The organism is Shinella sp. HZN7 (assembly GCF_001652565.1).
Lineage (GTDB): Bacteria > Pseudomonadota > Alphaproteobacteria > Rhizobiales > Rhizobiaceae > Shinella > Shinella granuli.
Genome location: NZ_CP015742.1, coordinates 78068 through 90352, shown reverse-complemented (window position 1 = coordinate 90352; position 12285 = coordinate 78068). Strand labels below are relative to the sequence as shown.

At 60.6% G+C, this 12285-nt stretch carries 13 protein-coding genes and 1 other annotated feature; of the genes, 3 read left to right on the top strand and 10 right to left on the bottom strand.

The window, feature by feature from the left end:
- Position 1 precedes the first annotated feature (1 nt).
- The 7 genes from shn_RS31375 to shn_RS31345 all read right to left on the bottom strand — a co-directional run bounded on the left by shn_RS31375 (position 2) and on the right by shn_RS31345 (position 6247).
- The gene (locus shn_RS31375; protein WP_064334435.1) at positions 2 to 262 is read right to left on the bottom strand and encodes a DUF4212 domain-containing protein; all 261 of its coding nucleotides are present in this window, start codon (positions 260 to 262) and stop codon (positions 2 to 4) included.
- A 320-nt stretch (positions 263 to 582) separates the two neighbouring features.
- Positions 583 to 2067 (bottom strand): SulP family inorganic anion transporter, encoded by a 1485-nt coding sequence (locus shn_RS31370; RefSeq protein ID WP_064334434.1) that lies wholly within the window; start codon positions 2065 to 2067, stop codon positions 583 to 585.
- A gap of 70 nt (positions 2068 to 2137) precedes the next feature.
- Positions 2138 to 2193: a sequence feature (sul1 is cis-regulatory element that is thought to sense ions involved in sulfur or methionine metabolism; They are found in Alphaproteobacteria), on the bottom strand.
- A gap of 36 nt (positions 2194 to 2229) precedes the next feature.
- Entirely contained in the window at positions 2230 to 3597 is a 1368-nt protein-coding gene (locus shn_RS31365) for a chloride channel protein (RefSeq protein ID WP_064334433.1), read from the bottom strand.
- 223 nt (positions 3598 to 3820) lie between these two features.
- On the bottom strand, positions 3821 to 4288 hold the full coding sequence (locus shn_RS31360) for a DoxX family protein (protein ID WP_064334432.1): 468 nt from the start codon (positions 4286 to 4288) through the stop codon (positions 3821 to 3823).
- The gene (locus shn_RS31355) at positions 4266 to 5042 is read right to left on the bottom strand and encodes a DUF2063 domain-containing protein (protein ID WP_064334431.1); all 777 of its coding nucleotides are present in this window, start codon (positions 5040 to 5042) and stop codon (positions 4266 to 4268) included. The genes shn_RS31360 and shn_RS31355 overlap by 23 nt, the downstream gene beginning before the upstream one ends.
- A gap of 3 nt (positions 5043 to 5045) precedes the next feature.
- Positions 5046 to 5900, bottom strand: a complete 855-nt coding sequence (locus shn_RS31350; RefSeq protein ID WP_064334430.1) for a DUF692 family multinuclear iron-containing protein — start codon at positions 5898 to 5900, stop codon at positions 5046 to 5048.
- A gap of 65 nt (positions 5901 to 5965) precedes the next feature.
- Entirely contained in the window at positions 5966 to 6247 is a 282-nt protein-coding gene (locus shn_RS31345) for a DUF2282 domain-containing protein (RefSeq protein WP_064334429.1), read from the bottom strand.
- 226 nt (positions 6248 to 6473) lie between these two features.
- On the opposite strand from shn_RS31345, the gene shn_RS31340 reads away from it, so the two are divergent.
- The 3 genes from shn_RS31340 (at position 6474) to shn_RS35425 (ending at position 8356) form a co-directional block, all read left to right on the top strand.
- Positions 6474 to 7028 carry a sigma-70 family RNA polymerase sigma factor gene (locus shn_RS31340; protein ID WP_064334428.1) on the top strand — a complete coding sequence of 185 codons (555 nt, stop codon included), beginning with the start codon at positions 6474 to 6476 and terminating at the stop codon, positions 7026 to 7028.
- Position 7029: 1 nt separating this feature from the next.
- Complete coding sequence (locus shn_RS31335; RefSeq protein ID WP_064334427.1) at positions 7030 to 7665, top strand: NrsF family protein; 636 nt, start codon at positions 7030 to 7032, stop codon at positions 7663 to 7665.
- Between the two features lie 238 nt (positions 7666 to 7903).
- Entirely contained in the window at positions 7904 to 8356 is a 453-nt protein-coding gene (locus shn_RS35425) for a response regulator (protein WP_084438697.1), read from the top strand.
- A gap of 310 nt (positions 8357 to 8666) precedes the next feature.
- Here the strand turns inward: shn_RS35425 and shn_RS31330 are convergent, their stop codons facing one another.
- The 3 genes from shn_RS31330 to shn_RS31320 all read right to left on the bottom strand — a co-directional run bounded on the left by shn_RS31330 (position 8667) and on the right by shn_RS31320 (position 12081).
- On the bottom strand, positions 8667 to 10121 hold the full coding sequence (locus tag shn_RS31330; RefSeq protein WP_064334426.1) for a TrkH family potassium uptake protein: 1455 nt from the start codon (positions 10119 to 10121) through the stop codon (positions 8667 to 8669).
- Between the two features lie 372 nt (positions 10122 to 10493).
- A complete protein-coding gene (locus shn_RS31325) occupies positions 10494 to 11501 on the bottom strand; it encodes a YihY/virulence factor BrkB family protein (protein ID WP_064334425.1) in 1008 nt (335 codons plus the stop codon).
- The gene (locus tag shn_RS31320) at positions 11479 to 12081 is read right to left on the bottom strand and encodes a hypothetical protein (RefSeq protein ID WP_064334424.1); all 603 of its coding nucleotides are present in this window, start codon (positions 12079 to 12081) and stop codon (positions 11479 to 11481) included. The genes shn_RS31325 and shn_RS31320 overlap by 23 nt, the downstream gene beginning before the upstream one ends.
- Between the last annotated feature and the right edge of the window lie 204 nt (positions 12082 to 12285).

Below are 12285 nucleotides of genomic sequence, written 5' to 3'. Positions count from 1 at the left end.
CTCACTCCTCGTCGACGCCGTGTTCGCGGTCGATCTTGTTCATGTAGATGGCATAGTAGAAGATCAGCGCAATGAAGATCACGATTGATCCCTGTTGCGCGAACCAGAAGCCCAGGTCGCTTCCGCCCACTGGAATTGACGCCAAAACGGGGCGCAGCAGGATACCAAAGCCGTAGGATACGACCGCCCAGATAGCCAAACAAATGAAGATGACGCGAATATTTGCTGACCAGTATGCATTGGACGAAGAATGTTCCGTCACTTGATTGCTCCTCCCTCTAAACAGCGTGCCTTCCGGTCACGCCCTCCTTTGCTCATCCAATCGTCCTCTTTTCGCGACGGAATGAGCAATCGTTAAGGGATACCTTTTCTTGATCAGTCGGGATATTCGTCATTAGTCGAGTGTGTTCGTTTGCCCCGCACGCGTAAACCCGATTTCCGGTCGAGCGCCGACCATGCCCGATTGGCAAGGCGGGCCCGGAACGGCCGGCGCCTTGTCGTCCCAGGCCCCGCGTTGGTCCGTGAGAACGAGTCAAGCCAGCCGCCACCGATCTCGCCTCCCGCATTCGAGCCCGGTCCCAGTCATTTGCCGGACGCCGAGAATGCCGCATGCTCCTTGTCGTGCAGGGCGAAGCGGTCGAGCATATGGGCGCTTGCCTTGTTGACGCCAATGACAGCGACATTGACGCGCTGCCGGCGGTATTTGAGGACGACCTTGTCGAGCGCGCCGACGGCGGTGATGTCCCACAGATGCGCCTGCGTGACGTCGATCGTCACCTTGCGGAGCGGCTCCGTGAAATCGAAGGCGGCGACGAAGCTCTCCGCCGAGGCGAAGAAGATCTGGCCATCGACGTGATAGGTGCGCTCGCCGCGCTCGTCGTTCAGCACGGAACGAACGTGGAAGAGCTTTGCCACTTTGCCGGCGAAGAACACGCCCGAAAGAAGAACGCCGACCAGCACGCCTTTGGCCAGGTCATGCGTGCCGACGACGGTCACAACGGTCGCCAGCATGACGATGGAAGATGACGGCGGATTGCGGCGCAGATCGAGGATCGAGCGCCAGGAGAAGGTGCCGATCGAGACCATGATCATCACGGCGACAAGGGCAGCCATCGGAATGATGCGCACGAGATCGTCCAGCACGAGGATGAGGAACAGCAGGAAGCTGCCGGCGACGAAGGTGGAAAGCCGCCCGCGGCCGCCGGAAGTGACGTTGATCACCGACTGGCCGATCATGGCGCAGCCGCCCATGCCGCCGATGAGGCCGGAGGCGATGTTGCTCGCCCCCTGGCCGATGCATTCCTGGCTCTTCGAGCTCGGCGTATCCGTCATGTCGTCGACGATCTGCGCCGTCAGCAGCGATTCGAGCAGGCCGACGGCGGCGAGCGCGACGGAATAGGGGAAGATGATCTGCAGCGTCTCGAAGGTCAGCGGCACCTGCGGCAGGGCGAAGACCGGCAAGGCGGAGGGCAGCTCGCCGAGATCGCCGACGGTGCGCAGGTCCAGCCCGCCCCACCATGCGATGCCGGTCAGCACCAGGATGGCGACGAGCGGCGACGGAATGGCCCTGGTGACGTATGGAAAGAGGTAGATGATCGCAAGACCAGCCGCGATCATGACATAGGTGAGGCCCGGTACGCCGATGAGTTCCGGCATTTGCGCCATGAAGATCAGGATCGCCAGCGCATTGACGAAGCCGGTGATGACCGAGCGCGACACGAACCGCATCACACGGCCAAGCTTCAGGAAGCCGGCGCCTATCTGGATCAGGCCCATCAGCAGCGTGGCGGCGAAGAGATATTCGAGGCCGTGCTCCTTCACCAGCGTGACCATGAGGACGGCGGTGGCGGCCGTCGCCGCGGAGATCATGCCCGGCCGGCCGCCTGTGAAGGCGGAGACGCAGGCGATGGCGAAGGAAGCGAAAAGGCCGACTTTCGGATCGACGCCAGCAATGACCGAAAAGCCGATGGCTTCCGGAATGAGGGCGAGCGCGACGACGATGCCGGAAAGAATGTCGGCGCGGATGTTCGAGAACCATTCGCGCTTGTAGGCTGTCAGATTGAACATGGAAAAGTCCGCAAGAGTAGTGCATCCAGACCGGAAGTTGTCCGGCATGTGAACTGGTTTGATGCTTTTGCGTTGTCTGGCGGATCGGCGGCCAGAAGAGCCACCCGGAATTTCACCGGGTCCAGGGTGAATGGTGTGGTTATATAAATGGATGCGTGCGGGTCAATGGCGATTCTGCGACTTTGTTTCTTCAAGGCCCTTTTCGGCCGCCCGTCGCGACCGGATGGCCGCCGCGATGAAGACACGCGAAAGTCCATGGTAGAGTGGTTCGCGCGAGAGGATGCGGGAAGTCAGATAGCCCAGCATCGAAACCGCCATTAGCGGAATGGCCGCCTCGTGGTTACCGGTCATTTCGAGGATGATGACGAATGCTGTCATCGGCGCTTGCACAACGCCGGCGAAATAGCCCGCCATGCCGAGGACGGCTGCAAGTGAGATGCTCGTGCCCAGGAGCGTGCCCAGGGTACTGCCGAGACCTGCTCCAATCGAAAGCGAGGGGGCGAAAATGCCGCCCGGTATGCCCGAAAGCAGGGATAGGAAACCGGCCGCGAATTTCTCAAGGAAGAAAAGCATCGGCAGCGCTTCGTCTTGTACGGCGCTCCTCGCCTGCTCGTAGCCGGTGCCGAACGTCTTGCCGCCGGAGAGCACGCCGATGGCCGCGATGGCCAGGCCGCAAAACAACGCTAGCAGCACCATGCGTTTCATCGGCTCGGGCTGCGCCCAGCGGCGAATGCGCCGACCGAAATGTAGCGCCATCCCGCTGAAGGCGGCGCCGAGCGCACCGCCCCCGACGCCGCAAGCCAGGACCAGCCCCCAGTCCCGCGTGCTCACCGGCGCGACTGACGTCGAACCGAAATAATGGTAGCTGCCGGAAAGACCGAGGGCGGCAAGGCCCGAGATGATGACGGCGGCAAGGACAATACCGTTGGTGCGCGCCTCGTAGGTGCGGCTCATCTCCTCGATGGCGAAGACGATGCCGGCAAGTGGCGTGTTGAAGGCGGCGGCGATGCCGGCGGCAGATCCCGCCAGGATAAGCCCGCGTGCCTGCGCCATGCCGCCGAAGCGCGCGACGGCGAGCATGATCGACGCGCCCACCTGGACGGTCGGGCCCTCGCGGCCGATGGAAGCGCCACAGAAAAGACCGAGCGCGGTCAGAAGGATCTTGCCGAAGGCGATGCGTAGCGACAACAGCTTGCCGCGATCCTCGTCCTCTTTCAGGTGCCGAGCAGCGATCGCCTGTGGAATGCCGCTGCCTTGCGAGTTCGGAAAGAACCGGATCGCAAGACAGGCCGAAAGCGCAAAGCCGGCTGGCGTGAGGAGGAGCGGCAGCAGAAAGCTCCACTCGGTCGCGGTCGTCAGGCCGTGAAAGCCGTGTTGCGCCAAGTCAGCAAGCTTGGCGAAGCCGACACTGATAACGCCAGTCGCCAATGCGCCGCACCAGAAGATGAGGCGGGGACGCCAGAGAGAAAAGGAGCCCCAGAACACGCGGGAGCGCCGGATCAGCTTCGATTTACGGTAGAAGTCAGCCATTCGATGGTATAGGTCTTTTCGTACTGGGTGGCAGGTCAAAAGCCACGCCAAGGCATCAGCCCATTTTTGCACAGCTCGGCGGACGTCAATACCCCTTTTAATGTGCAGGTTTCAGTTTTTTGCCTCGGTAGGGCCTCTGTTCGGGCCGCGCAGCCGGAATAACGGCATTCCGTCTCGGCCCATCTTTCCTGGGGCCACCGATCAACTTTGATGAAGTCCTTCGCTACGGTTGGCCGTATCGCTTTGCGATCATCGCATCCAATGAAACCACGCCCGGCCCCTTCGCTGCGACGAGCAGCAGGCAGGCAGCCCACGTGCCGTGTGTCGGCCAGGCAGCAGGATAAACGAAGACCTGGATCACCAATGTCATCGTCAGCAGCGCCAAAGCGGAAAGGCGGCTGGCGAGGCCGATGACCAGCAGGATCGGAAAGATATGCTCGGCTAGAGCCGCGAGGTGGGCTGCGAGCCAGGGATCGATGAGCGGTAGCTTGTACTCGTTCTCGAAGAGATAGAGCGCGTTGTCGGACAGCATCCAGCCGTTCACCTTCGTCTGGCCGGACTGCCAGAAGATGGCGGCGACAGAGAGCCGGGCGATCAGCGCGATCAGATCAATCGGAATGCGACCGAGCATGGAAAGCAATAGGTCGAAGGAGGGCGGTGCCGCGATATCAAGCTTGCCATTGATCTTCATCGCCATTGTCCTCTTTGATCGTCGTGAAGGCACCGGAGCGGAGCAGCGTGGCGAGAACCTCTGAAAGGTCGAAGCTGTCGTCTTCTGCTGCCACCGTTTCCGCAAGGTTCGCCCCGCCGGCAAGACGGCGGAGGAATGCCGCGGCGGCGGCCGACAGGGGTGTGACCTCGACGGTCAAGTGAGGGCGGGTGACGAGCGCATGCTCTCCTCGCCAGGAATTTATGGGGCCGAGCGGCATCTCGCCGGCATTCATCGCCCAGATCGTCACCATGGGGTGGGCCGAGGAGAGGATGGACAGGGCGGGATGTGGCACGAGGACGAGGCCGCCGAGCCGGGCGGGATCGATCGCGGCCAGCGCCGCCGAATCGAGCGGTCGTGCATCGGCCGCGTGATAGGCGCGCCCGCGCGCCACCTCGAGACGCATCACGTCCGGCAGATAGGCGAGAGCCTTTGCGGGCTCGAAAGCGGCCGCGAAATCCGGGAAATCGTCGCCATAGGCAAGCAGCACCGGCGAGCGTGGCGGATGGGCCTTTATGAAGTCCCCTGCCATGGCGCGAAAGAAATTCGGCCCGACGATGCTTTCCGTTGCCGGAAAGCGTGAGGCCAGGGCTCCCGTGAGGCTTGCCGTGACATTGTTGCGATAGACGCCGTAGCGGCGCTGCGGCACGGCTTCGTTCCAAGCCACCAGCCCCACGGGCGGCGGGCTCGCTTCGAAAAGCCCCGCGGCAAAGGCGCGTTGGGTGATCTCGGACATGGCTCAGGCCGCCTTCTGCCGCGCTGCGGCGTCGAGCATGCGCTGGGCGGCGACCACCTCGTCGCGCAGCACCGGCCAAGCGGACACGTCATTGTCCCATTCGATGAGGCTTGCCACCGGCCCGATGCGGTCAAGGACGGTCTGGTAAAGTGCCCAGACGGGGTCTTTTACCGGCGTGTCATGGCTGTCGATGAGGAGGCGCGCGCCGAGATCGTCCACCGTTTCGCAATGGCCGCCAAGGTGGATTTCGCACACGGCTTCGAGCGGGAAGCGCGCGATATAGGCGTCGGGATCGAGATCATGGTTCGTTGCGGCAACGAAGACGTTATTGACGTCGAGCAACAGCCCGCAGCCGGTACGCCGGGCGATCTCGGCCAGGAAGGCGGTTTCCTCGATGGTGCTTTCCGCGAAGAGCAGGTAGGTGGCGGGGTTTTCGAGCAGCATCCGGCGGCCGAGCACCGCCTGCACCTCGTCGATGTGATTGGCGACGCGAGCGAGCGTTTCTTGCGTGTAGGGCAGCGGCAGCAGGTCGTTGAGGAAGACGCTGTCATGTGTCGACCAGGCAAGATGCTCGGAAAAGCTCTCCGGCTGATAGCGGTCGCACAGGGTCTTCAGCCTTGCGAGATGGTCCGGGTCGAGAGATTGCATGGAGCCGATGGAGAGGCCGACGCCGTGAAGGGAAAGCGCATGGTCCTCGCGCAGCCTGCCAAGCTGGGCATGTGGCGGGCCGCCCGCGCCCATGTAGTTTTCCGCGTGGACCTCGAAGAAGCCGATTTGCTGCGGCTCGGCGAGGATATCGGCGAAATGCTCGGGCTTGAAGCCGGCGCCGGCACGGCGCGGCAGAGCGGAAGGGATCATGGCGGGGCCTTTCTGAAGAAATGTGACGGCGCCGGGGTGGCGCCGTCCGGTGGGCAGGCTTGGCGTCAGGCCGGCGCCGGACCCTGTTCCAGCATGCCGTGGCCGTCGGGCGTCTCCATCGAAACGCAGGTGCCCTTCGGAACCAGCTTGAAAGCGTTCTTCTGGTAGTCGATCTTCGAGGTACCGGCGCAGGTCGTGCCCGGGCCCGCGGCGCAGTCGTTCTGGCCCTTCATCGCGATGCCGTAGCATTTCTCCTTGGCGTCGTCGGCGGCCGCAGGCGTGGCAATGGCGGCAAGCGCGGAAGCGAGCGAGCCGGCAAGAGCGAGGGTGGCGATCGTGGTCTTCATTCTCTGTCTCCGTTTTGGGGCCAGCCGCGATTGGCTGTGCAGGATCGGCTACGGAGAGGCGGAGGCGGTTCGTTACAGGGGGCTGCCGATTTTCTTGCGAAACCTCTGACAAGAGATCGGACTTTGAGAGAAAAAAGCGTTGTATGTCAGTTGGTTGATCGGATTGTGCGCTTCTCGCCACGGGCGTGGTAACAAAATCGTGTCTCCCGGCGTAGGGTAGGCAGCAGTGAAACAGTCGGCGCGCGAAGAGGAATGGGCGGCTTGGCTGCGCCTCGCCATGAAGGGCGACGCGCAGGCCTATAATCGTTTCCTTGTGGCGGTAACGCCGTATCTGCGGGCTACGGCGCGGCGGCGCTGCGATCAGTACGGCGCGCCGGCGAGCGAGGCGGAGGATGTGGTGCAGGAAGTGCTGCTTGCCATCCACCTGAAGCGCGGCACCTGGGATCCGGCCCGCCCGCTCGGCCCCTGGCTGACGACGATCGTGCGCAACAAGCTGGTCGACAGCCTGCGCCGTCGCGGCCGGCACGGGAATGTGCCGTTGGAGGATGTCTCGGATTTCCTCGAGGCGGAGGACGAGACGCGCGAGGCTGCTGACCGGCTCGATACGAAGACCATGCTCAACCGACTGAAGGATCCGCAGCGCGATATCGTCCGCTCGATTTCTCTCGAAGGCGCGAGCGTGAGGGAGACAGCGGACAGGCTTAATATGACGGAGGTCGCGGTGCGCGTATCCCTCCATCGGGCGCTGAAATCGCTGGCCGCCCTTTATCGGAGTGAATGACATGAAGACCGACGACCTGATAGCCCTGATGACGCAAGACGCCGCCGTCGGCATGCGCTACGGCCGGGCACTCACCCTTGCGATTGGAGCCGGCATCATCTTCTCAACTCTGCTGCTCATCTCGACGGTGGGCCTGCGGCACAACATGGCGAGTGTCTTCGAGACCACGCGCGTGCTGTTCAAAGTCACCGTCACCTTGGTTCTCGCTGTTGTGGCCGTGCCGCTCGCCATGCGCATCGGCCGGCCGGATGAAAAAACACGCCTTTCGTCGCTGCTGCTTGCCCTGCCGGCCTTGATGGTCGCGACCGCCGTTATCCTCGAACTCTTCGCGTTGCCGACCGATGCGTGGCGGAGCAATCTCATCGGCCGCAATGCGCTATTCTGCCTGTTCATTGTGCCGGTTCTATCGCTGGCCCCCTTTGCCGGACTGTTCTGGGCCCTGAAGAAGGGCGCCCCGCAGAGCCCGACGGCGGCAGGGGCGGCCGCAGGCCTTGCCGCCAGTGCCATCGCCGTCGCAATCTATGCTTGGCATTGCCCGGACGACAGCCCTCTGTTCCTGGCTACCTGGTACACAATTGCTATCGCTGGAGTGACCATTGGCGGTGCGCTCCTCGGCCGCCATTGGCTGCGGTGGTAATGCAGGGGGATTTCCTGTTGTTAAAGGAATAAAAAAGTGAGTTTTTTGCGACAAAATTTCTGAAAATGCAACCTTAATGGCAAGATATTTATAGTATAATTAGGATGTAAGATTTTTATCTTGAAGATAAATTTGTGAATTTACAAATCGTCTTTAACATTAATTTCTGTTTTTGATTTTTATAATTTGTATTGTGGTTTTGGTAATGGATTTTAAGGGAAATTACAGGATTGTTACGATGAAAGGTGATGGGGTGCGAAGAATTCTTGTGGTCGAAGACGAGCCTTTGTTGCGTATGGCTGTGGTGGATTTGGTTGAGCATGCAGGGTTTACTGCTCTTGAAGCTGAGAATGCAGATAAAGCACTCGCGATTTTGGAAAGGCGAGATGATATCAGAATCGTTCTGACGGATATAGACATGCCGGGTTCGCTTGATGGGGTGGCGCTCGCCTGGGCAGTTCGAGATCGTTGGCGAGCGATCAAGGTCATCGTTATGTCCGGGCGGGTACTTGATGAAAGCAAGCTGCCGCCCGGGGGCGCTTTTTTGGCAAACCCCTCAATGAGCGGGATATCATTGCCACTCTCCAGCGCTTTTCCGTATGAGACGCGCCGTCATTTGCGCCGAATTTGGTGTTCCGAAATTGCGTCTGCAAAAGAGCTGGCAGAAAGGTGTCGATGGTTCATGACTTGACATACAAGATTGGCTACGGGACCATCTGGCACGGTAACAATCCATGAGGACTGGCTGATGGCGAAGATCAAGGACAAGGCGGAACGTGCGGCAGAGGTAGCGGCAAATGTTGCCTCTTTGATTATTGCTGCACTTCTCGTCTCGCCTCTCGTCATGAAGCTTTTTTGATTGCGAGAATAAGCTCTGTAGATTTTAGAGATCGAGGTCTTCGGCTCCTCGAAAAGTTTATATTACCTCGAGCCGGTCAACCTTGCCGAACTGATCGGATGAAGCGAGCAGCTACAAAATGGATGCGCAGCATGTGATCTGTTCACGAACGCCAAAAGAATGGTGATAAGATTAAAACAACTGTCACAATCTCCAAGCGTCCCATCAACATTAACGCCGAAAGCAGGGCCAACGCCGGATCGGACATTCCGGCAAAATTGCCAGCCGGTCCAACCATTGAGCCGATTCCGGGGCCGACGTTGGAAAGGGAGCTCAGGACTGCGGAGGCCGACGTCGCAAAATCATACCCCATTGCACTGAGGCTGAGCGTTCCGGCTGCCCAGAACGAGATGAACATGGAAAAGAAAAGGAATATGGCCCTTTGCATCTCCGGATCAACGATGGCCCCTCCATAACGGACCGTCATTATGCTGTCGGGATAAAGCACTTTCATGATCGCGGGCCTGACGGCCCCGTACATGATCACGAAACGGTAAGCCTTGATGCCGCCCGACGTTGAGCCTGAGCAACCGCCGGCGACGGTTGCTATGAACGCGAGGGAAACCGCGAAAGGACCCCAGGCAGTGTAGTCCTCGCTCGCGTATCCGCTAGTCGATAGAATGGATGCCAGATTGAAGAAGGCGTGGCTCAGCGATGTGCCGAAGTCGGCGCCACTTTCTGCCCGGCGGTATATCGCCAGGAGTATGGCCGATACAAAGAGGTAGCCAAGAAAGACAATGATTTGCGGATCGCGAATGGAAGCGGCACTTCGTTTGACGGCGAAAAGGACGAGGATCGAAAATGGAAGGCTGCAAATCGTCATGAAAAACGTCGCTGTCCACAGCAAGGGTATGTTCTTGAAATATCCAAACGATTGATCGTGAGTTGAGAAACCTCCCGTAGCGATCGTGGTCATCGCATGGTTAAGCGCATCGAACTGCGTCATTCCCAAGACATGATAGATAGCGGCACAGACGAGCGTCAGTGTCACGTAGATTGCAACGACCGCGCGCATGAATGTTGCGATGCGCGCGAAAACCTTTTCGTTTATATCCGACGATTCCAACCTGAAGAACGCCATTCCGCCCAGCCGTAGGAAAGGCATGACGAAGAGACCAAGTGCAACGATGCCAACCCCGCCAAACCATTGCAGCATCGACCGCCACAGAAGCAGGCCGGGCGGCGCGTGATCGAGCCCGGTCATGACCGTTGAGCCGGTGGTGGTGATCGCGGAAACCGACTCGAAAAGCGCCTTCGTAAAGGTAAGATTTTCCGTTGATAGCCAAAGAGGGATTGCGCCTACAAGGCAGAAGACTATCCAAAGAAGGTTGACAAGCAGAATCCCCATGCGGCGGTTGAGCTGAGGCGGCCCTTCACGGGTTGCCATGGCAAGCGCGCTGAAAAACGCCGTTCCCAGAACCGACAAGCGCGCGAACACAACAGCATCAGGGTTGCTGACGTAAGCGTCTGCGAAAGCGGGCACGACCATTGCGAGCGTGAGATAGATGCCGAAAAGAGCGGCGACGTGCAGCGCCGCTCGTAGGTCCGCAGTTGTCATCGATTCATCGCGTTTGCCCGGAGGCCGGAAAGGTAACTCGTATCATTTCAGATAATGATAGATGAGCGGTCCCATGCAAAGACCATAAATCAGGGCGCTCAGCCCGATCCCAATCACCTTGCCGATCTTCCTGACGGCATCGTCGCTTTCTTGCATTTCCATGTTCGATCCACCCGTTAACCAGCAGCAGATTGGAGAGAAATCTGGAAATTGTCCAGCGCTGTCGACGGTTGCCAGAACGCCGGCCAACTCGCCAAGATGGAATACAGCGGCGCCCTTGTCGTTAGCGACCGCGTCAAAGCAGTGAGCGCCGTCCTTTGGTCGGCAGAGAAAAACTGGATAAGCCGACGACTGGTTGCCATCGATGCAAGGTCAGTCGGCCGCTTCTCCGAGCGTGTCGGCGACGAACGCCCCGCGCTTGCCCATCGGTTCCGGCGCGCCGGTGGTGGAATCGCAACGCGTCTGGTGTTCGAGTTCGGCATTGATCTCGGCGCCCAGGATCAGCACGATGATCGAGAGCCAGAGCCAGACCATGAGGCCGATCACGGCGCCGAGGGCTCCGTAGGTGACATTGTAATTGGCGAAATTCTCAAGGTAGAAGGCGAAGCAGAACGAGGTGCCGAGCCAGAGGAAGGCGCTGAAAGCCGCGCCCCAGGTCACCCATCGCATCTTGGCCCGCTCGCGGCTGGGCCCGAAACGGTAGATCAGGGAAATGGCGCCCATCATCAGCATGAGGACGACCGGCCATCGGGCAAGGCGCGCAAGGGCCTCCTGCCAGCGGTCGAGCCAGAGGTATTTGAGAACGACGGGCAGGACGCCGACGGCGGAGATCATCAGCGCGGCAACCGCCAGCGCGGCGATGGTGGCGGAGAACGACAGGAGGTTCAACCGGAAGAAGCCTCGCTTTTCGTCTTCCTTGTAGGCGATGTTCATCGCATCGACGAGCGCCTTCATGCCGCTGTTGGCGCTCCAGGCGGCTATGAGGAGGCTCCCGGAGAAGGCGATGCTGAGCGTCGAAGCCTTCTGCCGGGCAAGGACGGTCAACTGGCCGGCGATGAGGTCAAATGAACCCGGCGGCAGGATCGCTGACAACAAGGCAACATGATCGACGATCGTCGCCGGATCGGCGATGAAACCGTAGACGGCGACAAGGGCCGACAGGGCCGGGAAGAGGGACAGGAGCAGGAAATAGGTGACCCCCGCGGCGATGAGCGTCACCCGGTCGCGGACGGCCGATCCGACGACGCGCCAGAAGACGTCGCGAAGGCCCTTCAGCGGTATTCCCCCGGGCGCCTTTGCCGTTCTGCCTCGCTCATCGCGGTCGTCCTGATCGCAAGACAGGTTCGTACCCTCCCGTCTACTTGTCGCGCTTGAGGTCATGCACAAGCTGCCGCCGCTCGCGTCGTTTCCTGATCTGTTGTGTCTCGATGGTATCGCCCTCGATGCGCACGCCGCCCTGCGATCTCACCAGAATGAAACGCCGGCGCGCGCCCACGGGCAGGTCTTCCGAACCGTAGACGCCCAACACCTCGACCAGAACCGCCCTGACGACCGCCGGAGATGCGTCCGTCTCTTTCAGCCCGTGTGACATAAGGCTCCTGAACGAGCCGATATCCTTCAGTTGACCCGGATGGAGAGGCCCCTGACGGGTGCGGTCCAGCGAATTCACCTGTGTTTTGTCCTGAATGTCTCGGATGTCGGTCGCCGCGCTGACGATCTTCCGGTCCTCCGTCTCCAGCGTCACCATCACGCTCTGCACATAGACCGGGCCGGCGCTCATGTTGCTGACGAAGCAACGGGTATCGTCCTCGTCGCCCGCGCCGCGCGTGATGAGCAGCGTCGCGCGCAATTGTCGCCGATAGCTGCTAACGAACACCTGGAGATAAATGATCCAGACGATCAGCGTTCCCACGCCGGTCAAGGCGGACACGAGGTCGCCGTGCTGCGCGATCCAATCCAAGGCGCTCTCCGCTCTCCTGCCTGACGGCGAGCCGCGCACCGCCACCGGCGTTCAGGCAGAGGCGGCATGCGCGGCCGTTCGGAGAGATAAACCCGGGAAGCGCCCACTCGTTCCAGGACTGTCCGGCCGCGCCAGGAACACTCAAGCGCTCCGAAGCGATGGTCGAGGCCGGCGGTTTGCGCGGCAGCATATCGGGATCGAAGG